The organism is Granulicoccus phenolivorans DSM 17626 = NBRC 107789 = JCM 15570 (assembly GCF_000423085.1).
In the GTDB taxonomy this organism is placed as follows: Bacteria; Actinomycetota; Actinomycetes; order Propionibacteriales; family Propionibacteriaceae; genus Granulicoccus; species Granulicoccus phenolivorans.
The window spans coordinates 160,099-186,397 of sequence record NZ_KE383975.1; the positions used below are offsets into that span (position 1 = coordinate 160,099).

Sequence of the window (26,299 nt, forward strand, 5' to 3'; positions counted from 1 at the left end):
CACAAGCGGCCCGAGCGGCCCGAGCAGCCCGCGGTCAGCCCCCGGGCTGCTCCGCCGGGGGCTGCGCCCAAGCGAGGTTCGGGACGTCCTGGGCGAAGGCGTACAGCAACTGCTGGGCGCCGTCCATCGCGGACAGTTCCTGGGCGCGGATGCCGTGCTCCACCTCGACGGCCAGGTCGCGCACCGGCCGGCTGCCCCGGAAGGAGGACCACAGCTCGTTCTGCACCATCGCCCACAACCACTGCACCTGCTGCTGGGTACGCCGGGCGGCCAGGCCGTGCTTGTCCTCCAGGTACGCCCGATGCTCCAGCACGGCGTTCCAGACCTCGGGGAGCCCGTCCCCGGTCACCGCGCTGCAGGTCAGCACATCCGGCCGCCGGGCGTGGGCGTCGGAGCTGATCAGCTTCATCGCGATGCTCATGTCCCGGGCGGCGACCCGGGCATCGGCGACGTGCTCCCCGTCGGCCTTGTTGATCGCGATCACGTCGGCGATCTCCAGGATGCCGCGCTTGATCCCCTGGAGTTGGTCCCCGGCCCGGGCCAGGGCCAGCAGCAGGAAGGTGTCGACCATTTCGGAGACCGCCACCTCGGACTGGCCCACGCCGACGGTCTCCACGATCACCACATCGAATCCGGCGGCCTCGACCAGGATCATCGACTCCCGGGTCGCCCGGGCCACCCCGCCGAGATGGTTCCCGCTGGGGGAGGGGCGGATGAACGCGTCGGTGGTGGCGGCCAGATCGCTCATCCGGGTGCGGTCGCCCAGGATCGACCCGCCGGTCCGCGAGGACGACGGATCGACCGCCAGCACCGCCACCCGGTGCCCCTGCTCGATCAGCCGGACCCCGAGGGCGTTGATGAACGTCGACTTGCCCGCGCCCGGGACCCCGGAGATGCCGAGCCGGATCGAGTTCCCGGCCTCGGGGGTGAGCAGGCCCAGCAGTTCCCGGGCCTGCGCGCGATGGTCGGGGCGCGAGGACTCCACCAGGGTGATCGCCCGGGCCAGGTGGGCCCGGGACCCCTCCCGGACCCGGTCGGCCAACTCGGCGACCGGAATCGCCCTAGCCAACTGGTGATCCCTCGTCGAGCTTGCGGCGCAGCTTCTTGACCAACTCCGCGGCAGCCTCGGGGATCACGGTGCCGGGCGGGAAGATCGCCTCGGCTCCCAGCCGCCGCAACTCGGCGAAGTCGTCCTCGGGGATCACGCCGCCGACGATGATCATGATGTCCTCGCCGCCGAGCTTGTCCAGTTCCTCCCGCAGCGCCGGCACCAGGTAGAGGTGTCCGGCCGCCAGCGACGACACGCCCACGACGTGCACGTCGCCCTCGACCGCCTGCCGGGCGGTCTCCGCGGGGGTCTGGAACAGCGGGCCCACATCGACGTCGAAGCCGAGGTCGGCGAAGGCGGTGGAGATCACCTTCTGGCCGCGGTCGTGGCCGTCCTGGCCCATCTTGGCCACCAGGATGCGGGGTCGGCGGCCTTCGGCCTGTTCGAACTCCTCGACCAACTTCTGGGTATCGCTCATCGCTTCGGATCCCATGGTTTCCTTCGAGTAGACCCCGGAGATGGTCCGGACCTGGGCGGTGTAGCGGCCGAAGACCTTTTCCAGGGCGTAGGAGATCTCCCCGACCGTGGCGTTCGCCCGGGCGGCGTCGATGCTCAACTTGAGCAGGTTCCGGTCCGGATCGGTGTCGTCGCGGTTCTCCGCGGCCCAGGTGAGCTTGTCCAGGGCTGCCTGGCAGGCCGCCTCGTCCCGCTCGGCCCGCAGCTTGTCGAGTTTCGCGAGCTGATCGTGGCGTACCTGGGCGTTGTCGATCTTGAGGACCTCCAGCGGCTCGGGCTCCTCCAGCGGGTACTTGTTCACCCCGATCAGCGGCTGCCGGCCGGAGTCGATCCGGGCCTGGGTGCGGGCGGCGGCTTCCTCGATCCGCATCTTCGGGATCCCGGCCTCGATCGCCTTCGCCATCCCGCCGGCGGCCTCGACCTCCTGGATGTGGGCCCAGGCGCTGCGGGCCAGGTCGTAGGTCAGCTTCTCCACGTACGCCGACCCGCCCCACGGATCGATCACCCGGGTGGTGCCGGACTCCTGCTGCAGGAACAGCTGGGTGTTGCGGGCGATCCGGGCGGAGAAGTCGGTCGGCAGCGCGATCGCCTCGTCCAGCGCGTTGGTGTGCAGCGACTGGGTGTGCCCCTGGGTCGCGGCCATCGCCTCGATGCAGGTCCGGGCGACGTTGTTGTAGACGTCCTGGGCGGTCAGCGACCAGCCCGAGGTCTGCGAGTGGGTCCGCAGTGACATGGACTTGTCGTTCTTGGGATCGAAGCCCTTGACCAGCTTCGCCCACAGCATTCGGGCCGCTCGCAGCTTGGCGACCTCCATGTAGAAGTTCATCCCGATGCCCCAGAAGAAGGACAGCCGCGGCGCGAACTGATCGACGTGCAGCCCGGCCGCCTGCCCGGCCCGGATGTACTCCAGGCCGTCGGCGAGGGTGTAGGCCAGCTCCAGATCCTGGGTCGCTCCGGCCTCCTGGATGTGGTACCCGGAGATCGAGATCGAGTTGAACCGGGGCATGTTGTGCGAAGTGAACGCGAAGATGTCGGAGATGATCCGCATCGAGGGGGCCGGCGGGTAGATGTAGGTGTTGCGGACCATGAACTCTTTCAGAATGTCGTTCTGAATCGTTCCGGCCAGCTTCTCCGGCGGTACGCCCTGCTCCTGCGCGGCGACCACGTAGAGCGCCAGGATCGGCAGCACCGCCCCGTTCATCGTCATCGAGACCGACATCTGGTCCAGCGGGATCCCGTCGAACAACTGCCGCATGTCCAGGATCGAGTCGATCGCGACACCGGCCATCCCGACGTCACCGACGACCCGTTCGTGATCGGAGTCGTAGCCGCGGTGGGTGGCCAGGTCGAAGGCCACCGACAGGCCCTTCTGGCCCGCGGCCAGGTTGCGCCGGTAGAACGCGTTCGACTCCGCCGCGGTGGAGAACCCGGCGTACTGCCGGATCGTCCAGGGCTGGTTCACATACATCGTGGCGTACGGGCCGCGCAGGAACGGCTTGATCCCCGGGAAGGTGTGCAGGAAGTCGAGCTCGGCCAGCTCGGCGTTGCCGTACAGCGGCGGGACCAGGATCTGTTCCGGGGTCTCCCAGCCCTCGGTGAGGTCCGGGGTGTGCGCCTGAACCTGCTCCCAGGCGGCCGGGTCGCCGGCGACCGGTTCCCGATTCAGGTCGACGGTGGAGAAGTTCGGGATGGAACTCATTGCGCTACCCCCAGTTCTGCCTGCAGGCCGCGCAGCAGCGCCACCGCGTCCATGCCGGCATAGATGTAGTCATCGATCAGCGCGCTCGCGTCCGGATCACCCAGTTCCTTGGCCGAGCCGGCGAGCAGGATCTTCGTCGCGCCGGCCGCGCGCAGTGCCCGGGCGATCTCGGCGCCGTGCGCGGCGTACATCGTGGCCGAGGAGCACAGCACCGCCACGCTGGTGCCGGCGGCGGTGAAGCCGTCGACCATCGCCTGCGGATCGGTGCCCTCGGTCGCCGGGGTGGCGAACGCGGCCGCGGCCAGCAGGCTGCTGGTGAAGGTCTCCCGGGCGCCGTAGTCGCGGCGCAGCCCGATGGTGGCCAGGAAGACCGCGGGTCGGGCGCCGTGCTGGGCGGCGTACGCCAGGGCACCCGCGCGCAGGTCCTCATAGACCGCGGAATCCCGGATCGGGGCGAGCCCGGCGAGCTCGACCGCCGGGCGGGGCCGGGCCACCAGCGGCTGTTCGTCGCCGTTGGGGAACATGCTGGTCCCGGTGATCGGGGCCTGCCGGGTGGCGATCCGGCGCGCACGTTCGCCGACCGAGGTGGCGATCTGGTCGGCGATCAGGCCGGAGCCGAGCGCGGCGGTCATCCCGCCGGCCGCCTCGATCTCCTGGAACGCGGTCCAGGCGGCGGCGACCAACTGATCGGTGAGCCGCTCCACATACCAGGAGCCGCCGGCGGGGTCGTTCACCCGGCCGATGTTCGACTCCTCGGCCAGCACCACCTGGGTGTTGCGCGCGATCCGGCGGGAGAACACGTCGGGCAGTCCGTACGCATGATCGAACGGCAGCACCGTGATCTGTTCGGCCCCGCCGGCCGCCGCGGCAAAGGTGGCGGTGGTGACCCGGAGCATGTTCACGTACGGGTCGGTGCGGGTCAGCATCCGCGCGGAGGTGACCGCGTGCTGCCGGGCGCCGCGCTGCGCGGCGTCCACTCCGACGACTTCACCGACCCGCGCCCACAACTCGCGCAGGGCACGCAACCGGGCGATGGTGAGGAACTGGTCGGCGTTCGCCGAGACCCGGAAGTCGAGCTGCGCGAACGCGTCCCCGACCGGTACGCCGGCGGCCTCGAGGTCGCGGAGATACTCGACGCCGGTGGCCAGCGCGACAGCCAGCTCATCGACATCGGCGGCGCCGGCGTCGTGGTAGACCGTGGCGTCCACGATCAGGGCCCGGACGCCGGGCTGCTCGCTCAGGCAGGCCCGGACGAACTCGGCGTTGCGGGACAGGTCGGGGGTGGTGGCGTGCTGGGCGGCGTACCCGATCGGGTCCAGACCCAGGTTGCCGGCGCGCTTGTCGGCGGGGGTGCCGCGGTCGGCCCACACCTGCAGCAGGGCGGTGGCGGCCCGGACCTGGTCGTCCTGACTGGACACCGCGACCGGGGCCAGTTCGAGCTGTACGTCGGTGAGCACCGCGGCCAGGTCGGCGTAGCCGATGGCGGCCGGACCGAGCTTCAGCCACAGCGAGGTGACTCCGCGCTCCAGGTCGGCCAGGACGGCCGCGCGGCTGGTGCCGGCGTCGGGATCATCGTGCAGTTGGCGGACGTCCCAGGCCTCGGCCGCCCCACTGCGGACCGTGCTGCCGCGGCGGAAGGGCGACACGCCGGGATAACCCAGGGGCCGGTCGTCGTTCAGGTACAGCGGCTCGATCTCGAGGCCCTCGACGGTGTGGCTGCGCAGTTTCGCCATGCACTCCTCGAGGGTCAGCTGCTTGTCCTCGGGGCGCCTGCGATTGAGAACCTTGAGCACCTCGGCGTCCCACTGCTCCCGGGTCGGCTGGGGAAAGTCCCCGGCCAGGGTCAGGACGTCGGGCACGCCGGCATCGGCGGGTGCCTGATCCGCGGGTGTCACCATTCACCTCCCACTCGTCCGACCGAGCATCCGGGAGTGGTTCCGGGGATGTCGAGCAGACCTCGTGTCCACCAGGGCCCCAGTGCCCTGCAAACTCAGGTTTGAGCCTAGCAGCGGCGCCGGTGGCCGGTGGGCGGAGGGGACAGGAAAACCCTGCGCAGGAACGTGCGGCTACTCACAGCCGGCCGGACCCTGCCGACCGCCGGGCACCGGCGGCAGCAGGGGGGCGGCGATGCTCGGGTCAGGCCCACACGCCGCGGCGGTACTGCGGCGGATAGATCGCGTCGGCCGCGTCCTCCATTCCGAGTTCGTGCGCGGCCCGCTGGGGCCAGGCGGGTTCGCGCAGCGCGACCCGGCCCAACAGCACCACATCGGCCTGCCCGGCCCGGAGCACCTGCTCGGCCTGGGCCGGTTCGGTGATCAGACCGACCGCGCCGGTCGCGATGCCGGTCTCGGTCCGGATCCGGGTGGACAGCGGCACCTGGTAGCCGGGCCCGACCTCGATCGGGACCAGCGCATTCCCGCCGGAGGACACGTCGACCAGATCGACCCCGTGCTCGCGCAGGACTCGGCTCAGTTCGACCGACTGGTCCAGGGTCCACGCCGGCTGGTCCTCGACCCAGTCGGTCGCCGAGATGCGGACGATCAGCGGCACCTGCTCGCCGACCTCGGCGCGGACGGCATCGACGACCTGGAGCAGCAGGCGGGTCCGATTCGGGAAGGAACCCCCGTATTCGTCAGTGCGCTGATTGCTCATCGGGGAGAGGAATTGGTGCATCAGGTAGCCGTGGGCGCCGTGGATCTCGAGCACCTCGAAGCCGGCGTCGACTGCGCGGCGGGCGGCGGCGGTGAAGTCCGCGATCACCGTGGCGATCTCGGCGGAGCTCAGTTCGTGGGGCGCCACCAGGTCACCGAAGGCGATCGCCGACGGGCCGACCGGGGTCCAGCCGCCCTCCTCGGTGGACGCGACGCCGCGCTCCTCGCCGGGGAAGCCGCGGCGGGTGGATGCCTTGCGGCCGGCATGGGCCAGCTGGATCGCCGGGGTGGCGCCCTGGGACCGGAGGAAATCGGTGATCCGGCGCCACGCGGCGGCCAGCTCGTCGTTCCAGATGCCGGTGTCGTGCGGGGTGATCCGGCCTTCCGGGCTGACGGCGGTGGCCTCGGTCATCACCAGGCCGAATCCGCCCTGGGCCCGGGCGCCCAGGTGGGCCAGGTGCCAGTCGGTGGGTACGCCGTCCCGCTTCTCGACCGAGTACTGGCACATGGCGGCCAGCCAGGCCCGGTTGCGAATGGTGGTCCCGCGCAGGGTGATCGGTTCGAAAAGTTTGCTCACAGACACTGAAAACGCCGATTTCTCGCCCGGTGTTCCCGCGCGGCGGCGTACGTCCCGGAGACCGGCACGAATCCACGCGGTCGACGCATCCACGCAGACGCATCCACGCAAACCGGGCCAAAGCCCCGTGGATACGGGACAACCGGCTGATGGACACCGCGGTCGGGCGTGCGCACGATGGAGATATGAACTCCTGGACCGACCTGAAGGGGCCTGCGACCCCGAGCCGCGATGCTGCGGTGGCCGTCGGCGACGACATCGTGCTGCGGCTGTTCGCGGCGGCGCCGCTGCTGTTCCTGGGCGGCGCGATGATCCTGGACTTCGCGTTCCGGCACCATTTCCTCGACTCGATCAGCGCGTACTACGGCACTCCGGTCCGTGACGTCTTCGTCGGCGGCCTGTTCGCGCTGGCCCTGATCTACACGATCTATCGCGGGGAGACCGACCTGGAGGACTGGCTGCTCGATCTGGCCGGTGCCCTGGTGGTGATCGTGGCCCTGGTGCCGAGCAACTACGGTGCGGTTCCGGTCGCCGAGGGGCCGGTCACCGCGCAGCAGACCCTGCTGGGGACCGTGCTGCTCTGGGTGGGGCTGAACGCGGCGTTCCAGGCCCTGCAGTTCTGGTGGCGCCGGCGGGTGGAGCCGTTCAAACGCTCGCTGCGCCGGACGGTGACCTACACGGCGATCCATGTCGGCCTGCTGGTGCTGCTGGCGGTGCTGTGGGGGCTGGGTTACATCCGTGCGGTGCATTTCACCGCCGCGATCGCGGTGGTCGGCTGCCTGGTGCTGACCGTGCTGACCCGGTTGCGGCAGCCGAGCACCGGGGCGGCGGCCACCGGGCGGGGAACCAATGCCGGGTATCTGATCATCGCCGGGGTGATGCTGACCGGGCTGGTGGTCGGCGCGATCATGGCGGTGGAGGGCAGCGGCTACTGGGTGCTGACCGTGGAGTTGATCGAGATCGGCGCGTTCCTGGCGTACTGGATCTACGACCTGATCATCGCCATGCGCCGGCGCTACCTGCTGGTACGCCGGGTCGAGCCGGAGGTCAGCGTGGCCGATGCGGTCCGGCGTACGCCTGCCGACGTGCCGGCCGGCGAACCGGCCGAGGCCTGAGCCGACGATTCGCGCGTTCCGCATCCCCCGGGTCAGACTCCTGCGAGTTCGACCAGCTGCTCAACCAGCGTCTGCACCGATGCCAGGACATCCTGCGGCGCAGCGTCCAGGTGGAGCGTGTGGGCAAGGATCCGGATGTCCGCGCTGCGCACCTCATAGGCGCGGGGCAGCTCGTTTCCCTTGGCGTAGATCAGGTGCCCGACCGGGAGTTGCAGGACGGTGCAGTACGCGAGGAGCTGGTACATGTCCGCCTGGGGGAATCCGCTCGGCTTCTCCGCCTTGTACTTGGCATCCGCAACCACCTTGGGAACTCCCTGCTTGAGCCACACGTAATCGGGCCGCATCGCGACTGCGCCGGTTTCGTCCAGATGCGTCCGGTATTGCAGTACTGACCGGCCTCCGTACGGTTTCATCGCCTCGCGCAGTGCGACGGTGACGAAGTCCTCGAAGAGCGTGGTCATGTTGAACAGGTAGCCCGACACGGTCACGTCGCCGGTGCGCTGCTCGAACGAGTGTCCGTCCAAGATGAGTTCGGCGAGTACGAGCGCCGGCGCGTAGCGAGCGTTCAGCCGGCTGGCGGTCCAGGTCGGACGCTCCGCACCTCGGACCGGCGCCGTTACCTCGGACAACTGCAGCCGCAATCGCTGCAGCCCGGCGCGATGGCGAGGGCCGACCCAAGGCATGCGAAGCAACTGTTCGACGGCGGCGAGCAGCAGGCGGTTCTCGGGGATGTCGACGGTGAACTCGTCGTAGCGGACCTCCAGGGGCAGAGAGCGCCCCCACCGGTGTCGCAACTGGTCCGCCTCCCGGATCCTGCCGCGGAGGACCGGCAGCGTCTCGTCGATGGTCAGGTACCCCTTGAGCAAGCCCTGATCCAGGGCGCGTTTGGCAAGTCGTTCGAACGCCTGAGCCAGAGCCTCAGGGAGGTCGGCCTGAGTATCCAGACGTACGCGGTCCTCGCGCCAGAACTTGGGATTGCGTGCGTATCCCATCAGAAAGACCAACCGGTCGATCGCGAGCTTGGGCTGAATGATCACCTGCAGACCATCGACGGACACAACACCGATCCGGGTGCCGGCACTCACTTCCCACCAGTCGGGACGGTCGGTCCGGGCCAGCTGAACGACGTTGGCCGCGGACAAGGCATCCGCGATCGGCCGCGAGAACTGAACCAGTTGAGGCTGGTCACCTTCACGCAGGATCAGCGGATCCGCCACCGTCTGACTCCGACTTTGTTGGCTCTCGCGCTGCCACCCGATTACGGATTGTGTCGAGCCCGTACCGAGCGCGGATATCGGTTCCGTCACCGTAGTGGTGCTCCTCCAACAGAGGCAGGATTGCGGTGCGCCAGGCACGTTCCAGACCTCCGTCGCCATAGACCGCCGGACGCATGAAGTACGAGGGGCCGATCTTGAAATCCGGGTCATCGATCTGCCGGTTCAGCTCGTCGAGGAGGTCGCCGACGCCCGGGTCATGGTCGGTCTTCGTCAACCATTTGCGCAGCACGCCATCGGTCGGCGGCTCTGAGGGATGCAGTCGCACAAACGCGAAGCGCCGGCGCATTGCGGCGTCAACCAAGGCGATCGAGCGGTCCGCGGTGTTCATCGTCCCGATGATGAACACGTTGTGCGGGAGGGTGAACCCGACGTCGTCGTCGGTCGCGTACAGCAGGTCTACGTTCTGGTTGCGGTACTCCAGCAGGAAGTACAGCTCGCCGAAGATCTTCGCCAAGTTGCCGCGGTTGATCTCATCAATGATCAGGAAGTAGGGCGTGGAGGCGTTCTCGCGCGCAGTATCCACTACCTTGCGTAACGGGCCGGGCTTGAGCTTGAAGCCGCCCTCCTCAACCGGACGGTAGCCCTCGAAGAAGTCCTCATAGGAGTAGGCCGGGTGAAACTGCACGAGACGCACGTTGTCTCCGGCGAGATGAGCGGCCAGGTGCTGAGCGATGTAGGTCTTGCCGGTGCCGGGCGGCCCGTAGAAGATCAACTGCGGCCGGTCCCGTAAGAGCTCGATGCAGTCCTGCAGCCAGGAGCGGGCCACATTGAGGTTCTCGGCCAACTCATCGGTGGCGTCCGGGAGGACCAGGGGCCGCTCCACGATGGCGGCCGCGGCCGGTTGATCGACCTCGACGGTCTGGTTCGCCACCATCGCCTCGAGCAGGTCCAGTTGTTGGCTCATCTCGACCACGTCGTACTGCACCTGGAGGCGTGCCAGGATCTCGCTGGGCAGATCACCGTAGTCGACTGCCTCGGGTGCCCAGACCACCGTGCGGCGCAGGTTGGACAGGCCGTCCGAAGACTTTACGTACTCCGCCGGGCCCGTGATGGTGCCCAAGGAGAATTTGCCCTGGCTCGTGGTGGCGATCAGGTCGCCGACCTGCATGCGCGTCAGAAAGGCGTGGAACTCGTCGAGTTTTGCCGCTTTGGCGGCATACGACGTCTGCGAGTAGTCCTCGTCCACCATCGCTTTGAGCTCCGGCCGGGTGATTCCCGGTTCCACTTCACGGAGTTTCGACGCGCGCAAGGAGGCAAAGCCGTCGTTCCGCCACTGGGGGACCAGATCATGCCCGTCCACTGAGGAACCGCGGACGAGCCACGCACGCTTCGGCAGCATCTTGAGGAGGCCCCGCGACTCAAGGTTTGCCCGTAGATCCTCGGCATGGACGTGCTGTGCTTGGTTTGCTGCGCCGGACGAATCGAACCGGACGCCTTCGGCCTCCAATGCTTCTCGCTGGGTTTCGGTCCGCGAACTGTCGCTCCAAACGAACCCCGAAGCGGGGCGTCCATTCTTGCCGATGACTCGGTGGGAACCCTCAGTTGAGGTCTGGCGCATATAGGCGCCCACCGTCTGGGGATTGGTCCGCGCCACCGCGGCCAGGTCGGTGTAGCTGCTCCATTGGCCCGGTTCGATGAATGCCAGGGCAGCATCGAGGATCGGTGCATACGTCGGCTCGGTGGTACCGGTTTGGGCAAGCTTTCCCTTTTCGTGAGAGGCGCGGGCAGCGATATCCAGACCGACACCGTCGGGGTGAGTCGCCAACGCATCGCGGCCGGCGTCGGTGATGTCCCACCTGCTCCCGTCCCTGACGATCCAGCCTGCGGCCACCAAATCCTCGGTTCCTCGGGTGAGGCTGCTCATCCACCGAGGAGTCCCATTTTCATTTTCAAGTTCATAGGCCGTGAGCTGATCTGCAAGTCGCTCTCCCACCTGGTACGTCACTTGCGCGCCGTGGGACCTGCCCCTTTTAGCAAGAATTTCAAGCACCGTGCGATCGAGCAGCCACTGCCTGACCGGCTCGTCATTCGCCTCAGTCATGGTCAGATCCTCTTCGGAGATCCGCGAGCTCGAGATCCAAGTACCGGCTCAGCCGCGGATATTGGATATCCATGGACGCCGTGGTGAACGGATAGTCAGCGATGACACTCTCGCGAACACTGAAAACGTCCATGTCACCTCTCCCTCAGGATGACTGGCACTTTATCCTTCTCATCGAGTGTCGGCTGGAGAACCCGGCCACAGAGGGCCGTAAGCATTTGCAGTGGCGATCGGGCCCGGACTCAGGCGGTGTGGGTCTCGTCGATCCGGTGCCAGAACCGGTCCCGCAACTGGTGCCGGGAGATATCGCCGATGTCGTCCTCGCCGCTGCGGCTGACCATGTCCAGCAGCAGGGTGCGGTCCAGTTCCCGGGGGATCGAGGGGCGACTGCGGCGCAGTTCCTCCAGTTGGTCGGCGGTGGCGGTCGCGCGCCAGGAATCCACCACCCGGCGGGCCACCTCATCGATCAGGCCCTCGTCGATCAGGACCGGCAACTCCCCGAATCCGTGGCCGGTGACCGGCGCCTGCCCGGTGGTGGTCGAGTAGACCGGGACCCGGTCCGGGCTCGCTGCTTCGGTACGCCGCTGGGCCAGCAGGGACGGGCTCGGGGTCGGGCGAGCCGGGCTGCCGGGGACCAACCGGCCGGGTCCGGGCAGCGGCGCGGTCGGCACCGGATGGGGCCGCAACGGCGCGGCGGCCGGGCGGACCGCGGGGCGGATCGCGGCCTCGATGGTCTCCTCATCGATCAGTTGCAGACCGTCGGCGGCCCGCTGCAGGTGCTTGGCGACCCCGTGCGCCCGCCCGTCGATCGGCAGCCCCAGGACGATCACCTGGGCGCCGTGGGCCTGGGCCTCCTCGACGGCCTCGGTGAGGTCGTCATCGCCACTGACCAGATACATCACATCCACGATCCGGCTGCGTCCGTGGGTGGCCAGGTCCAGCCCGATCCGCAGGTCCACGCCCTTCTGCTCCCCGCTCACCGACAACCGGCCCAGCCGCAGCTTGACCCGGGGCAGCAGCCCGATCTCCTCCTGCTCACTGTCCGGCATCCCGCCGCGGCGCGCCCCGGAGTCGTACCAGTTCACCCGCAACAGCGGAAGTCCCGAATCCTGCTCGACCTGGGTGATCAGTCCCCGGATCAGGACATCGGGATCGATGGTGATCCCGCTGCGCAGCGACGTCCCGGTGAATCGGGTCGCCGCCGAGGCGAGCAGATAGGCAGTGTCGACGTAGATGGCACAGTGGGAACGCACCGGCCCAGTATGGCCCCCACGGGGTCGCCCGGTCGGGGCCCCACGCCCGGGCCGGCTCAGCCCACGTATTCGGCCAGGTGCTGCCCGGTCAGCGTCGACCGGTCCGCGACCAGATCGGCCGGGGTCCCCTCGAAGACGATTCGGCCGCCGTCGCTGCCCGCCCCCGGACCGAGGTCGATGATCCAGTCGGCATGCGCCATCACCGCCTGGTGGTGTTCGATCACGATCACCGATTTGCCGCTGTCGACCAGCCGGTCCAGCAGGCCCAGCAGGTTTTCCACATCGGCCAGGTGCAGCCCGACGGTCGGTTCGTCGAGCACGTAGATGCCGCCCTTCTTGCTCATCTGGGTGGCCAGCTTGATCCGCTGCCGTTCGCCGCCGGACAGGGTGGTCAGCGGCTGACCGAGGGTGAGGTAGCCCAGCCCGACGTCCTCCAGTGTCGCCAGGATCTTGGCGGCGGCCGGCGTACGCGCCTCGCCCTCGGCGAAGAACGGGGCGGCCTCGGCGACCGGCATCGCGAGCACCTCGGAGATGTTCTTGCCACCGAGGTGGTATTCGAGCACCTCGGCCTGGAACCGCTTGCCCTCGCAGTCCTCACAGACGCTGGACACCGTCGCCATCACCCCGAGGTCGGTGTAGACCACCCCGGCGCCGTTGCAGGTCGGGCAGGCGCCCTCGGAGTTCGGGCTGAACAGGGCCGGCTTGACCCCGTTCGCCTTGGCGAACGCCTTGCGGATCGGTTCCAGCAGCCCGGTGTAGGTGGCCGGGTTGCTGCGCCGCGACCCCTTGATCGGGGTCTGGTCGACCGAGACCACGTCCGCGTCGCGGGGGATCGAGCCGTGGATCAGGGAGCTCTTGCCCGATCCGGCCACCCCGGTGATCGCGACCAGGACCCCCAGCGGCACATCGACGTCGACGTCGCGCAGGTTGTGCTGGTTCGCGCCGCGGATCTGCAGCACCCCGGTCGGGGTGCGGACCTGCGGTTTCAGCTCCGCCCGGTACGCCAGATGGCGCCCGGTCAGCGTGTCGGAGGAACGCAGCCCGGCCACGGTGCCCTCGAAACAGATCGTCCCGCCCGCGGTCCCCGCCCCGGGACCGAGATCGACCACGTGGTCGGCGATGCCGATCATCTCCGGCTTGTGCTCGACCACGAGCACGGTGTTGCCCTTGTCCCGCAACTGCAGCAGCAACCGGTTCATCCGCTGGATGTCGTGCGGGTGCAGCCCGATCGAGGGTTCGTCGAAGACGTAGGTGATGTCGGTCAGCGAGGAGCCCAGGTGCCGGATCATCTTGGTCCGCTGCGCCTCACCGCCGGACAGGGTGCCGGACGGCCGGTCCAGGGACAGATAGCCCAGGCCGATCTCGACGAAGGAGTCCAGGGTCTCCTGCAGCGTCTTCAGCAGCGGGGCGACCGACGGCTGGTCGAGACCGCGGATCCACTCGGCCAGATCGCTGACCTGCATCCGGCAGGCGTCGGCGATCGACACCCCGGCAATGGTCGAGGTACGCGCGCCCTCGGCCAGCCGGGAGCCGCCGCACTCGGGGCAGGTGTCGAAGGTGATCGCGCGCTCCACGAAGGCCCGGATGTGCGGCTGCATCGCCTCGACGTCCTTGGACAGCATCGACTTCTGGATCTTCGGGATCAGCCCGTCGTAGGTGAGGTTGATGCCCTCGACCTTGATCTTGGTGGCCTCGCGGTACAGCAGGTCGTCGAGTTCGCGCTTGGTGTAGTCCTTGATCGGCTTGTCCGGGTCGAAGAAGCCGGACCCCCGGAAGATCCGCCCGTACCACCCGTCCATCGAGTAGCCCGGCACCAGGATCGCGCCCTGGTTCAACGACAGCTCCCGGTCGAACAGGGCGGTCAGATCGAAGTCGCTCACCGAGCCGGTGCCCTCGCAGCGCGGACACATCCCGCCGGCCCGGGTGAAGGACACCTTCTTCGCCTTGCCCCCGGCGACCTTGGCCGCACCGCTGCCGGACACGCTCGGCACATTGAACGAGTACGCGTTCGGCCCACCGATGTGCGGATCGCCCAGCCGGCTGAACAGGATCCGCAGCAGCGCATTGGCGTCCGACGCGGTGCCCAGGGTGGAGCGGATATTGGCGCCCATCGGCTCCTGATCGATGATGATCGCGGTGGTCAGCCCCGACAGCCGGTCCACGTCCGGCCGGGCCAGCGTGGGCATGAAGCCCTGCACGAACGTCGAATAGGTCTCATTGATCATCCGCTGGGATTCGGCGGCGATCGTGTCGAAGACCAGCGAGCTCTTGCCCGACCCCGACACCCCGGTGAACACCGTGAGCCGCCGCTTCGGCAACTCGACCGACACGTTGCGCAGGTTGTTCTCGTGGGCTCCGATGACCCGGATCAGGTCATGGGCGTCAGCGGCATGCTCGGGCATCGTGCTCCCTGGGTCGGTGGGGGACCAGTCCAACACATCGCGGCCCCGCCGCGCCGACCGACCATGTTCGCACTCCGAGCAGGTGTTTCGCGTTTGCCCGGTATTAGCGTTCCGGCGTTGTCCCCCGTTTCTGGGAATACGGCGCCACAGTGTGGTGGAATACCCTCTCAATAGCGGGCATGAAATTGAGGGCGCATGCCGCGCCCCGAGGGTCCGCCGGACGACGTGAAACGTACGCAGGCAACGTGAGGATCGCCATGACCCCCCTTCGCCCCGCCCCCGAAATGTCGGTACGCCTGCTGGAGGTGGGCGAGCCCGGTTGGGCCGACACGCTGACCCGGGTACGCCACGACGTTGCCCACCTGCCCAGCTACCGCGAGGCCATCGATACGCACCGCCGAACCCGGTCACGGCTGCTCGTCGTCGAGCAGGGCGAGCGGGCGATGGTGGTGCCGCTCATCTTCTCCGAGATCGGCGACGGGCCGCGCTGCGACGCCGCCTCGCCGGATCCGCTGGCCACGCCGCTGTTCACCGACGGAACCGACCCGGCGTGGCGTCGGGCCGCCATTGCGGCGATGCTCGTCGACCTCGAGGCGCGGGGGGTGGTGTCGCTGTTCCTGCGCCTGCATCCGCTGCTCGACTCCGCGCCGCAGGACTTTGCCCACGCCGGGACCGTGGTCGAGCACGGCACCTACTTCACCATCCCGCTGGACCGGCCCCTGGCCGAGATCCGCGCCGCGATGCGCAAGAGTCACCGCCGCGCGATCCGGGCCGCCTGGAACGCCGGGGTGGTGGCCGAGCCGGATCCGGACTGGCGCCATGTCGACACGCTGCACACGATGTACGCCGCGGCGATGACGCGGCTCGAAGCCGGGACGAACTTCCGGCTGCCGCGGGACCATTGGGATCGGGTCCGCGATGCCCTGGCGGACCGGGCCCAGCTGTGGGTCCTCAAGTACGCCGGGGAGGTCATCGCGATCGACCTGGTCACCGAACACGACGGCATCGTCCAATCCCTCCACGGCGCCATGGAACCCGACCAGCAACGGAAATTCTCCATGCTGCCGGTCTACGATTCGCTGCTGGAATGGGCCCATACCCGCGGAAATCGGCACTTCTTTCTCGACGGTGCCGCGCACGAATCGCTGCGGGTGTTCAAACGCGGAATCACCACCGTGGAACCGGTGTCGAGGACCGGACGGATTGTGGTGAATCCGACCGAATACCGGGCGTTGTGCGACGACTGGGAAACCGCCAGTGGCCACCCGGTGGGCCCCATTGATACGTTTTTTCCACCGTACCGCCAACCCGTGGGGCGGGAATCCTGAACGGATCTCATGGCTGATCTCTCCATCCTGGTCTCCTCCGGCGGCCGCCGGCCGTACCTGGTGCGCTGGTTCACCGAAGCGCTCTTCCGCAACGGCCTGAACGGCCGTGTCCTGGTCGCCGACGTCGATCCGTACGCCCCCGCCGGCGCCGTCGCCGCCGAGTTCGTCCCGGCCCCGCCGGTGACCGATCCCGGCTACCCCGAGTGGCTGCGGCGTACGCTGGTCGAGCACCGGATCAGCCTCGCGGTGAGCATCAACGACTTCGAACTCTCCCGATGGGCCCAGCTGGATTCCGGGGGTGCGTACGCCGCGCTGGTCCGGCTCAGCGCGGACCGGCAGCAGGCGATCGAGGACAAGGTCGCCACCACCCAACTGCTGGCCGGCGTCGGGGTCCGGGTGCCCCCGACCCTGCTGGCCCGCGACGCGCTGCGGCTGACTCCCGGGCAACTCGCCGATCACCTCGGCAGCGAGCAGGTCGTGGTCAAGGGCCGCTTCGGCAGCGGCTCCCGCGGACTGGGGTTCGCGACCACTGCGACCGTGGCGGCCGTCGTCGAACGCGCCCGCAGCCAGGTGACCCACCGCGACGGCCGCCCCGGGGACGCCGCCGAGGTGGACGACCTGATCGTGGTGCAGCGCCGAATCATCGGGCAGGAGTACGGGGTGGATGTCATCGACGACCTGTCCGGCCGGTTCGCCGCGGTGTTGGCCCGGCGCAAGCTGGCGATGCGCGCCGGCGAGACCGACCGGGCCGAGACCGCCGACCCGGCTCCCTTCGTGGCGGTGGGGGAGCAGGTCTCCCGGGCGCTCGGCCATCGCGGCCTGATCGATCTGGACGTACTGCGCGAGGACACCGGGGAGAACTGGGTGATCGACGTCAATCCGCGCTTCGGCGGCGGCTACCCGCTGTCCCACGTGGGCGGCGCGCACGTGCCCGCGGCGTACGTGGCCTGGGCGAGCGGGCAGACCCCGCAGCCGGAGTGGCTGCGCAGCCGCCCCGGCGTGGTGGCGGCCAAGCACGTGGAGGTTATCGCGGTCCGCTCCGGGGCCTGACCGCAGTAGCCCGGCTCAGCAGCCCCCGGCGCGCAGGTGCTGCTTGAGCGCCACGACCCGCTCGGCGCTGCGCCGGATCTGCCGGCGCAGTTCCGGGTCGGTCTCGGCGGCCGCCACCAACCCGGTGGCCATCGCGGCCGCGACCTCGGTGTCGACACTGATCGCCAGGTCTCCGCCGGCGCGGACGAAGCGTACGCCCCGTTCGGCGGCCGGTACCTCCGCCGCCGCCTTGGCCACCCCCAGGTCGTCGCTGATCACGACGCGATCGAAGCCCAGGTCGTTGCGCAGGATCCCGATCACCCGCTCGCTGAACGCGGCCGGGGCGGAGTCATCGATCCGGGTGTAGATCGCGGTGCTCACCATCACCGTCGGGGCACCTTCGGCGATCCCGGCCCGGTAGGCGCCAGGGAGGCCGCGTCGGCGGTGGTCACCTCGTCGCGGACGACGGTGCTGAAGTCGGTGTTGCCGACCACCTCACCGAGGTTCGGGAAGTGCTTCATCGAGGTGCCCAGGCCGGCCCGGTTCATCCCGGCGACGAAGGCGGTGACGTTGCCGCTGACCTCCTCGGGGGTGTTCCCGTACCCGCGGTCCAGCGCGCCGATCGGCTCGTTGCTCGCGGACTTCTCCGGCGGCACCACATCGGCGACCGGCGCCAGGGTCAGGTGGACGCCGGCTTGCCGCAACTGCGTACCCCAGGTCCGCGCGTTACCGGTGAGCGTCTCGGCATCCTGGTCGGCCTGGTCGGCGGCCGCGGGGATCTTGTCGAAGCCGGTGCCGGTCAGCCGCTGCACCTGCCCGCCCTCCTGATCCACCGCGATCAGCACGTCCTCGCCGGCCGCGCGGATGGCATCGGTCCGGCGCTTCACCCCCGCGATCCCGGAGGCGTCGTTGCCCATCAGGATCACCGAGCCGAAGTGATGCTCAACGATCGCGGCCTCCTCGGTGGCGTCCAGCCCGTCGGTCACCCCGACCATGATCAACTGCCCGACCTGCTCGGCCAGGCTCATCGCCGAGACCGCGGCCACGCACGCGTCCGGGGTCGGGCTCGCGGGTGCGGCCGTCCCGGCCGGACTGACCGGGGCTGTCCCGGAGTTCGGCGGGCCCGCGGCGGAGTTCGGCGGGGCGGCGGCGGAGTCGGGCGGGGTGGCGGCGGGGTCGGGCGGCGTACCGCACGAGGTCAGCAGGGTGGCCGCCGCGATCAGGCCCAGGGTGGCACGGCCGCGCCGGCGGGTGGGCCGGGCATTTCTTCGCTGAGGCATGTCCCCATGCTGACACGACCCTGCGGGCGGCCGGTTCAGCCGGGGCGCGGGGCGTACATGATCAGTCCGACGCCGACCAGGCAGACCAGTGCGCCGGCGATGTCCCATCGGTCGGGTCGGAACCCGTCCAGAACCATCGCCCAGGCCAGCGAGCCGATGATGAAGACCCCGCCGTAGGCGGCCAGGATCCGGCCGAAGTTGGCATCCGGTTGCTGGGTGGCGATCAACCCGTACAGGCCCAGGGAGATGATCCCGGCACCGATCCAGATCCAGCCCCGGTGCTCGCGTACGCCCTGCCACACCAGCCAGGCACCGCCGATCTCGGCGAGGGCGGCCAGCACGAACAGTCCGATCGAGCGCAGCGCAATCATGGGCCCCCTCACCAGTCCAGCGACTGGCAGCGGGCGTCGGAGGTCTCGGTCTGCACCGTGGCATGTTCGATGCCGTAGGTCTCGGCGAGCAACTCCTGGGCGGTGGCCAGCACCCGGTCGGCGGAGTCCGGGGCGATCACCAGGTGGGTGGTGAGCACATGCATGCCCGAGGTCAGCGTCCACACATGCAGATCGTGCACATCGCGGACGCCGTCGATCGCGGCCAGGTCGCTGCGCATCCGAGCCACCGAGATCCCGGTGGGCACCTCCTGGCCGAGCACCTTGAGCACCTCGCGACCCAGCAGCAGGGCCCGCACGGCCACGAACAGGCCCAGCGCCACCGCGATTACCGGGTCCCACCACAGTTGCCCGGTGAACCGGATCGCCAGCGCTGCCGCGATCACGCCGATACTTCCGGCCGCGTCGGCGATCACCTCGGCGTACGCGCCCCGGACGTTGAGGGATTCCCGCGAGCCGCCGTGCAGCAGCACCATCGAGATCACATTGACCACCAGGCCCAGCACACCCACGATCAGCATCGGCAGCGACTGCACCTCGGGCGGGTCACCGAACCGCCCGACCGCCTCGACCACCACGAACACCGCGACGGCCAGCATGATCAGCACCGTCAGCCCGGAGGCGAAGACCTCGCCGCGATAGAAGCCGAAGGTACGCCGCCCGGTCCGGTCCGGGCGGGTCGCCACCGTGGCGGCCAACAGCGCCGCACCGAGGGCGACCACATCGGCGGTCATGTGCCCGGCATCCGACAGCAGCGCCAACGAACCCGAGGACAGTGCCACCAGCACTTCGACGATCAGGAAGCCGAGCACCAGGGCGAAGGTGATCGCCAACCGGCCCCGGTAGCGACCGGTGACATGTCCGGTGGGCCCGTGGGAATGTCCGTGGCCCATGGTCACTCCTCCTGTCGTGCCGAGAACGCCCGGCGAAGAACCAACCCGGGTCGTTCGAATCGACCTAGATAGATCATGGCCGCGTCGGCCGTCCAATGCCAAGGGGGGTGTGCGATCGGGCCCGGTGCGGGATGATCGGAAGGCGCGCAACGGAACTGAGGGCACCGCCGACGCCGAGTCGGGACAATGCCGTCATGACGCAGGGAGGCAGCCGATGGAGATGCCGGACCGGGCCCGGATGAGGGCCCTGCGCCTGCGGGCCTTCGACATGTCGGAAAATGCTGCCCGGGCCGGCTGGGCCCGGCACGGGCAGGGCATGGAACGCTGGAAGCAGCGGCTGTTCCTGATCTGCCAGGTGTCGATCTCCGCGGGAGTGGCGTGGTGGATGGCGCAGACCTTCCTGGGACACAAGTACCCGTTCCTGGCGACGGTCTCGGTGATCCTCTGCCTCGGGCTCAGCTACGGCCAGCGGGTCACCCGGGTGATCTCCGTCGCGATCGGGGTCTTCATCGGAGTGATGGTGGGGGATCTGATCGCCCACTTCTTCGGTGCCGGGCCCTGGCAGATCATGATGGTCTGCTTCCTGGCGATGTCCATTGCCACCTGGGCGCACTCGCAGACCCTGATGATCAATCAGGCCGGGATCCAGGCGGCCACGGTGCTGACGCTGATGCCGGCGCTGGGGGAGAGCTTCTCGCGGTGGCAGGATGCGCTGCTGGGCTGTGGCCTGGCCCTGCTGGTGACGATGGTCGCGCCGACCAGTCCGGTCCAGAAGCCGCGGGTGAAGGCCGCGGCCGTACTGGCCGGCTGTGCCCGGACGGTCACCATGGTCCGGGATGCCCTGGTGGCCCACGACGAGGATGCGGCGATGGAGGCGCTGGAACGGGCCCGGGCCACCCAGGGGTCGCTGACCCAACTGAGCCAGGCCGCGGCCGAGGGGGTCCAGGTCGTGCGCTACTCACCCTTCCTGCGCGGGCACAAGGAGAACGCCCAGGCGATCGCGGAACTAGTGGTGCCGCTGGATCGGATGGTCCGCAACCTGCGGGTGCTGGCCCGGCGCGCGGCGGTAGCGACCTGGCGGCACGAAGACGTGCCCCAGGACTACCTCGACAGCCTGACCGAACTGGCCGACATCATCGATTTCTGTGCCACCGAGATGAAGGCGCGCCGGATCCCCACCCAGGCGCGGGAGCGGATTCTGGCGCTGGCGGAGTCGTCGGCGCACCTGGGCGTACACGGGTCACTGTCGGGGGTGGTGATCTACGCCCAGATCCGCTCGATGCTGGTGGACCTGCTGGAACTCACCGGGCTCGATCCGGCCGAGTCCCGGGAACTGCTTCCGGAGGTGGACGCCGACTGAGCCGGGTTCCGTGCCGCCGAGTCAGGCAGGTGGCTGCCGGATACTCGGTTGCTCCGCCCGGGCACGTCGGGTTAGCCTGGAACGGTCCCATTGCCTTCGATCGGAGATCTGCCTTGCTCCTGTGAGGTCGCTTTCATCCCGTCGCGTACACCGAGCGCCCAGTAGCGCGCGCCGGTACGCGGCACCTCTCCCACGACCTCCGGAGGCAGCATGTCCCCATCAATTTCTGTGTCCGATCTCGGCTTCGCCTGGCCGGACGGCACCATCGTTTTCGACGGACTCAGCTTCGTCGCCGGCCCGGTTCGCTCCGGCCTGGTCGGCCGCAACGGCACCGGCAAATCGACCCTGCTCCGGCTGGTGGCCGTCGAACTCACTCCCCGCTCCGGCAGCGTGACCCACACCGGCCGCCTCGGCTATCTGCCGCAGGATCTGACCCTCGACACCGGGCTGCGGGTCGATCAGGCGCTCGGGATTGCCGAGATCCGCGCCGCGATCGCTGCGATCGAAGCCGGGGACGCCGACGAACGACACTTCACCACGATCGGGGATGACTGGGACGTCGACGAACGGGCCGAGGCCCTGCTCGGTCGACTCGGCCTGGGGAAGTTGGAGCTGGACCGCCGGATCGGGCAGACCTCCGGCGGCGAGGCCACCCTGCTCGGCCTGGCCGGACTCCTGCTGCAGCGACCCGACGTGCTGTTGCTCGACGAGCCGACCAACAACCTCGACACCCGGGCCCGGGCCCGGCTGTCCGACATCGTGGACTCCTTCACCGGGGCGCTGCTGGTGGTCAGCCACGACCGGGACCTGCTGCGCCGGATGGACCAGATCGGCGAGCTGCGAGCCGGGACGCTCAGCTGGTACGGCGGCAACTACGACGCCTACACCGCGGCGGTGGCCGCCGAACAGGAAGCTGCCGAGCAGGCCGTCCGCAGCGCCGAATCCGACGTCCGCAAGCAACAGCGCGAGCTGATCGAGGCCCGGACCAAGCTGGACCGGCGGGCCAGGTACGGCAAGAAGATGGAGGCGAACAAGCGCGAACCCAAGATCATCATGGGGATGCGCAAACGCTCCCAGCAGGAGTCGACGGGCAAACACCGGCAGCTGCACGAGGACCGGCTGGCCGACGCCCGGGCCGCGCTGGCCGACGCCGAGGCGTTGGTGCACGACGATGACACGATCCGGATCGACCTGCCCGGGACCGCGGTGCCGACCGACCGGGTGGTGCTGCGCCTGAGTGGGGTACGCCTGCGCACCGGTCAGGAACTCGACCTGGCCGTGCACGGGCCGGAACGGATCGCGGTGATCGGCCCGAACGGAATCGGCAAGTCGACCCTGCTGCAAACGATCACCGGAGCAGTGCCGCCCGAGGCCGGCACCGTGCAGACGCTCGTGCCGTGGCGGCTGCTGCCGCAACGGCTGGATCTGCTCGACGACGACCTCAGCATCATCGACAACCTGGCCCGGCTCACCCCGACCGCGGACAACAACACCCGCCGGGCCCGGCTGGCTCGGTTCCTGTTCCGCGGCCGGGACGCCGACCAGCTCGTCTCGACGCTGTCCGGTGGGGAACGGTTCCGGGCCAGTCTCGCCGCGCTGTTGCTGGCCGAACCGCCGCCGCAGCTGTTGCTGCTGGACGAGCCGACCAACAACCTCGATCTGGCCAGCCTGGAGCAACTGACCTCGGCGCTGGCGGCGTACGAAGGGGCGCTGATCGTGGTCAGTCACGACCGGACGTTCCTGGAATCGCTCGGGATCACCCGCTGGCTGGATCTGGCCGAGCAGTCGGACGAGTTGTCGGAGGAGTCGGGGCAGTCGGACGAGTCGGAGCTGCCGGACGAGGCGGGTCAGTCGGGCGAGCCGGAGCCGGCCGACCAGGGGTGATCAGGCGGTCGCCGCGGTCAGGTGGGTGAGCGTACAGCGCCAGCCGTCGGCGGTGCGGACCAGGACGTCGGTGGTCCACTCGTCGGCCCGGATCGGCTCGCCCTGCCAACTGCCGGTGTTCTGCTCCCGGGTGAACAGGACCGCCGTGTCGGGGGTCGGCCGGCGTACCTCGATGATCCGGTGGGTCATCGTGTGGTGCTGCAACGTTCCGGCGGCCACCAGGTCGTGAAACGCCTGGCGGGTCAACGAACCCCGGGCACCGACCAGGATCCAGTCCTCGGTGGTGAACGGCGCCATGACGGCGACGTCGTTGCTGCAGATCGCTGCGCTCCACCGATCCAGGTAGCCGTCGAGGGCGGCGGTGGGATGCTGGGTGGTGGTCATGGGGTGAGCTCCTTCATGAACGACCAGAGGGCCCCCTCGCAGTCGCGGGCGCTGTACTCGCGGTAGCCGTAGGGCTGGTCGGTGGGTTCGTAGACGATGTCGCCGCCGTGGGCGCGGACCATCGCGTAGTGGGCGTCGACGTCGTCGACCAGCACCGCGGTGGTCGCCGACGCCGCCCCCAGGGTCAGCGGGGACTTGAGCTGGTAGGTGTCGGACTCCGGGTGCAGCCAGATGACGCCGTCCCCGGCGTACAGGTAGGCATGGACGGCGGTGCCCGCGGGATCGAGCACCACTTCGCCGGGAAGCAGACCGAAGGTCTCGACCAGGTAGTCGTGGGCGGCGGCCAGGTCGCGGTAGACCAGGATGCCGATCCGCTTCTTCAGCGGGTTTTCCAGGGTTTCCATGGTGGTGAGTACCTCCAGGAGGTCGGCGGTGGGGTCGTGGTTCGCCTCGATCCGGGCCAGGGTCGTCGCGACACCGGTACGCAGCCGGGTGAGCGCGGCGACCCGCTCGTCCACGGCGTGGGCGTGCTGGCGCAGCGCCTCGACCAGGCCGGCTGCCGGGTCGTCGAGAATCCGCCGGATCTGATCCAGGCCGAGCCCGAGGCTGCGCAGGCGGGTGAGGCGATACAGCCGGGCCACCGCGTCGGGTCCGTACCGGCGGTGCCCCGCGGAGGTTCGCAGCGAAGGGTGCAGCAGGCCGATCTCCTCGTAGTAGTGCAGTGTCCGGACGGTCAGGCCCGCGGCGGCGGCGAGGTCACCCACGGCGAGGGTGCGGCCGGTCTCGGGGTGGTTCATGGTTCCACGCTAGGACCTGACCTCGCGTGAGGTGCAAGGCCCGGGCGCCCGGCGGTGCGACCCTCAACTCACGGGTGCCGAGCGCACCTCCAGCACGTAGTCGCGGATCTCCGCGACCGCCTGCTTGGCGGTCCGCGAGGCACCGATCAGGGTGGCCGAGGAGGGGCCGGTCCAGTCCCCGTAGCCGAGCAGGTGCAGCCCGGGCTGCTCGAGCGAGCGGGTGCCGGAGGTGACCGGATGGTCGTCCTGCCAGGTCAGCCGGAGCCGGGACAGATGGTCCAGATCGGGGTGGAAGCCGGTGCACCAGATCACCGTGTCGCACGCCCAGCGCGTTCCGTCGGCCCAGGCGACGCCGGTGCTGTCGAAGTGGTCGAACATCTCTCGGGCGGTGAGTACGCCGCGGGCGCGGGCCGCCAGCACCGGCGGCACCATCACGATGTCGCCCAGGGCGCTCACCCCCTCCTGCTGCGGCAGCCCGGCCCGCTCGGCGGCCGTGCGGGCGCTGGCGACGTCGAAGAGCACCCGGCCATCGACATCGTCGGGCATGAACCGCGGTGGGCGGGCGGTCACCCAGGTCGTCTCGGCGACGGTGGACACCTCGGCCAGGATCTGCGCGGCGGAGTTGCCGCCACCCACGATGAGCACCCGTTGCCCGGCGAAGGGGTCGGGGCGGCGGTAGTCCACGGTGTGCAGTTGCTGTCCGGTGAAGGTCGCCTGACCGGGGTAGCAGGGGCGATTGGGCCGGTGCCAGGTGCCGGTGGCGCTGATCACCGCTGTGCTGTGCCAGGTGCCGTGATCGGTGTCCACCGTCCATTGCCTCCCGGTACGCCCGACCCGATGCACCCGGACCGGTCGCCGCACAGGCAGGTCATAGCGCAGTTCGTAGCGGGTGAGGTAATCCACCACGTGCCCGGCGGTGGGAAATCCCTCCCCGGCCTGGGGCGGCATCGGCCATCCGGGCAGCCGGCCGAACTCCGCCGGGGAGAACAGCCGCAAGGAATCCCACCCGTGCTGCCACGCCCCGCCGGGTTGCGCGTGCGCGTCCAGGATGACGAAATCCAACTCGGCCCGACGCAGGAAATAACCGGCCGCAAGTCCGGCCTGGCCCCCGCCGATCACCACTACGTCGACCATGTCCACCCCCGTGTCGGTCTGGGGTCGGCGGCAGCTCTGGCGCCGCCAGCACCCCTGACTGCACTCTATCGACGAATCTCGAATCAAGAGGTGCGTACGCCCGCATCCAGGCCGGGCCGCGGGACCCAACACCGGGGGCTAGGTGTACTCGGCCAGGAGGTTGGTGACACTCCCGGGATGTTGTTGACGTAGGAAGACCTCCGGGGTGCGGTGGCGAGTGTCAAAGTCGTTCACCGTCCGGAGGTCTTCATGTCCCACCGTAATGCCCGCCTGAACGTGCGAGGCCGGCAACTGCTGGTCCAGCGTGTCTGCCAGCAGGGCTGGGCCGTCGCGCACGCGGCCAAAGCCCAAGGCGTGTCACGGCAATGTGCACACCGCTGGATCAAGCGCTACCGCACCTACGGCTGGCACGCCCTGGCCGACCGCTCCTCCCGTCCCCACCACTGCCCCCGCCAGACCCCGGCCGAGACCGAGGAAGCCATCCTCGCGCTGCGCCGGCAGCAGCGTCGGGGACCAGACTGGCTCGGCCCCGAACTCGGTATCCCGGCCCGGACCGTGTCCCGGGTCCTGCGCCGCCACGGCGTCCCGTATCTCCGCGAGTGCGACCCGTTGACCGGGACGGTGATCCGGGCCTCCAAGACGACCGCGGTGCGCTACGAACGAGACCGGCCCGGTGAACTCGTCCATGTCGACGTCAAGAAGATCGGCAAGATCCCCGACGGCGGCGGCTGGAAGGCGCACGGGCGCCAGATGGGCTCCACCGCCGCAAAGAAGCGGGCCCGGATCGGGTACGACTACGTGCACTCGATGGTCGATGACCACTCCCGGCTGGCCTATTCCGAGATCCTGCCCGACGAGAAAGGCACCACCTGCGCAGGGTTCCTGCTGCGGGCCGCCGAAGCGTTCGCCGGCTACGGGATCGCCCGGATCGAGCAGGTGATCACCGATAACCACTTCTCCTACCGCCACGCCCACGCCTTCGCCGAAGCGCTCGGCCTGCTCGGGGCGCGGCACCTGTTCATCAAACCGCACTGCCCCTGGCAGAACGGGAAGGTGGAACGGTTCAACCGCACCCTGCAGACCGAGTGGGCCTACCGACAGGTCTTCACCAGCAACAACGAACGTGCCGCCGCTCTTGCACCCTGGCTGGAGTACTACAACACTGAACGACGCCACACCGCACTCAGAGACCAGCCCCCGATCAGCCGCCTGTAACCAACCTCATGGCCGGGTACAGCTAGG

At 69.2% G+C, this 26,299-nt stretch carries 21 protein-coding genes; 6 read left to right on the forward strand and 15 right to left on the reverse strand.

From position 1 onward, the window contains the following. Positions 1–34: 34 nt before the first annotated feature. The 4 genes from meaB to G531_RS0119115 all read right to left on the reverse strand — a co-directional run bounded on the left by meaB (position 35) and on the right by G531_RS0119115 (position 6,491). Positions 35–1,069: a methylmalonyl Co-A mutase-associated GTPase MeaB gene (meaB, locus tag G531_RS0119100; protein ID WP_035759813.1), complete on the reverse strand. Its 1,035-nt coding sequence runs from the start codon at positions 1,067–1,069 to the stop codon at positions 35–37. Continuing rightward, entirely contained in the window at positions 1,062–3,263 is a 2,202-nt protein-coding gene (gene scpA / locus G531_RS0119105; RefSeq protein ID WP_026928458.1) for a methylmalonyl-CoA mutase, read from the reverse strand. Before scpA ends, meaB begins: the two co-directional genes overlap by 8 nt. Beyond that, positions 3,260–5,161 (reverse strand): methylmalonyl-CoA mutase small subunit, encoded by a 1,902-nt coding sequence (gene mutA / locus G531_RS0119110; RefSeq protein WP_026928459.1) that lies wholly within the window; start codon positions 5,159–5,161, stop codon positions 3,260–3,262. The genes scpA and mutA overlap by 4 nt, the downstream gene beginning before the upstream one ends. 238 nt (positions 5,162–5,399) lie before the next feature. Then, a complete protein-coding gene (locus G531_RS0119115; RefSeq protein WP_026928460.1) occupies positions 5,400–6,491 on the reverse strand; it encodes an NADH:flavin oxidoreductase/NADH oxidase in 1,092 nt (363 codons plus the stop codon). A gap of 185 nt (positions 6,492–6,676) precedes the next feature. On the opposite strand from G531_RS0119115, the gene G531_RS0119120 reads away from it, so the two are divergent. Further along, positions 6,677–7,606, forward strand: a complete 930-nt coding sequence (locus tag G531_RS0119120; protein ID WP_026928461.1) for a hypothetical protein — start codon at positions 6,677–6,679, stop codon at positions 7,604–7,606. Positions 7,607–7,638: 32 nt separating this feature from the next. Here G531_RS0119120 and G531_RS24080 read toward each other — a convergent pair whose 3' ends face one another. From G531_RS24080 to G531_RS0119145, 4 genes are all read right to left on the reverse strand, one after another. Next, positions 7,639–8,823: an McrC family protein gene (locus G531_RS24080; protein ID WP_035759815.1), complete on the reverse strand. Its 1,185-nt coding sequence runs from the start codon at positions 8,821–8,823 to the stop codon at positions 7,639–7,641. Continuing rightward, positions 8,798–10,924: an AAA family ATPase gene (locus G531_RS24085; protein WP_081684285.1), complete on the reverse strand. Its 2,127-nt coding sequence runs from the start codon at positions 10,922–10,924 to the stop codon at positions 8,798–8,800. Before G531_RS24085 ends, G531_RS24080 begins: the two co-directional genes overlap by 26 nt. Positions 10,925–11,166: 242 nt before the next feature. After that, the gene (locus G531_RS0119140; protein ID WP_026928462.1) at positions 11,167–12,177 is read right to left on the reverse strand and encodes an NYN domain-containing protein; all 1,011 of its coding nucleotides are present in this window, start codon (positions 12,175–12,177) and stop codon (positions 11,167–11,169) included. Between the two features lie 56 nt (positions 12,178–12,233). After that, complete coding sequence (locus G531_RS0119145; protein WP_026928463.1) at positions 12,234–14,579, reverse strand: ATP-binding cassette domain-containing protein; 2,346 nt, start codon at positions 14,577–14,579, stop codon at positions 12,234–12,236. 257 nt (positions 14,580–14,836) lie between these two features. Here G531_RS0119145 and G531_RS0119150 point away from each other — a divergent pair, with 257 nt between their 5' ends. Both G531_RS0119150 and G531_RS0119155 read left to right on the forward strand, forming a co-directional pair. Further along, a complete protein-coding gene (locus tag G531_RS0119150; RefSeq protein WP_081684286.1) occupies positions 14,837–15,907 on the forward strand; it encodes a GNAT family N-acetyltransferase in 1,071 nt (356 codons plus the stop codon). A gap of 9 nt (positions 15,908–15,916) precedes the next feature. After that, on the forward strand, positions 15,917–16,957 hold the full coding sequence (locus G531_RS0119155) for an ATP-grasp domain-containing protein (RefSeq protein WP_026928465.1): 1,041 nt from the start codon (positions 15,917–15,919) through the stop codon (positions 16,955–16,957). A gap of 15 nt (positions 16,958–16,972) precedes the next feature. Here the strand turns inward: G531_RS0119155 and G531_RS26960 are convergent, their stop codons facing one another. The 4 genes from G531_RS26960 to G531_RS0119170 are packed head-to-tail and all read right to left on the reverse strand — an operon-like array spanning position 16,973 to position 19,498. Beyond that, positions 16,973–17,320: a glycoside hydrolase family 3 N-terminal domain-containing protein gene (locus G531_RS26960; RefSeq protein WP_051215741.1), complete on the reverse strand. Its 348-nt coding sequence runs from the start codon at positions 17,318–17,320 to the stop codon at positions 16,973–16,975. Next, entirely contained in the window at positions 17,320–18,216 is an 897-nt protein-coding gene (locus tag G531_RS26965; RefSeq protein ID WP_051215742.1) for a glycoside hydrolase family 3 N-terminal domain-containing protein, read from the reverse strand. Before G531_RS26965 ends, G531_RS26960 begins: the two co-directional genes overlap by 1 nt. A gap of 35 nt (positions 18,217–18,251) precedes the next feature. Beyond that, positions 18,252–18,587, reverse strand: coding sequence for a YnfA family protein (locus G531_RS0119165; RefSeq protein ID WP_026928466.1), 336 nt, complete (start codon positions 18,585–18,587; stop codon positions 18,252–18,254). An 8-nt stretch (positions 18,588–18,595) separates the two neighbouring features. Then, positions 18,596–19,498 (reverse strand): cation diffusion facilitator family transporter, encoded by a 903-nt coding sequence (locus G531_RS0119170; protein ID WP_026928467.1) that lies wholly within the window; start codon positions 19,496–19,498, stop codon positions 18,596–18,598. 214 nt (positions 19,499–19,712) lie between these two features. On the opposite strand from G531_RS0119170, the gene G531_RS0119175 reads away from it, so the two are divergent. Both G531_RS0119175 and G531_RS24095 read left to right on the forward strand, forming a co-directional pair. After that, positions 19,713–20,858, forward strand: a complete 1,146-nt coding sequence (locus G531_RS0119175; RefSeq protein WP_026928468.1) for an FUSC family protein — start codon at positions 19,713–19,715, stop codon at positions 20,856–20,858. 228 nt (positions 20,859–21,086) lie between these two features. Further along, the gene (locus G531_RS24095) at positions 21,087–22,742 is read left to right on the forward strand and encodes an ATP-binding cassette domain-containing protein (protein WP_306304599.1); all 1,656 of its coding nucleotides are present in this window, start codon (positions 21,087–21,089) and stop codon (positions 22,740–22,742) included. Here G531_RS24095 and G531_RS24100 read toward each other — a convergent pair whose 3' ends face one another. The 3 genes from G531_RS24100 to G531_RS0119195 form a co-directional block, all read right to left on the reverse strand. Further along, entirely contained in the window at positions 22,743–23,126 is a 384-nt protein-coding gene (locus tag G531_RS24100; protein WP_035759818.1) for a YybH family protein, read from the reverse strand. Continuing rightward, the gene (locus G531_RS0119190) at positions 23,123–23,923 is read right to left on the reverse strand and encodes a VOC family protein (protein ID WP_026928469.1); all 801 of its coding nucleotides are present in this window, start codon (positions 23,921–23,923) and stop codon (positions 23,123–23,125) included. The genes G531_RS24100 and G531_RS0119190 overlap by 4 nt, the downstream gene beginning before the upstream one ends. Positions 23,924–23,986: 63 nt before the next feature. Beyond that, a complete protein-coding gene (locus G531_RS0119195; RefSeq protein ID WP_026928470.1) occupies positions 23,987–25,057 on the reverse strand; it encodes an ArsO family NAD(P)H-dependent flavin-containing monooxygenase in 1,071 nt (356 codons plus the stop codon). 249 nt (positions 25,058–25,306) lie between these two features. Between G531_RS0119195 and G531_RS0119200 the strand changes: the two genes are divergently transcribed. Beyond that, positions 25,307–26,272: an IS481 family transposase gene (locus tag G531_RS0119200; RefSeq protein ID WP_026927474.1), complete on the forward strand. Its 966-nt coding sequence runs from the start codon at positions 25,307–25,309 to the stop codon at positions 26,270–26,272. The last annotated feature ends 27 nt before the right edge of the window (positions 26,273–26,299 follow it).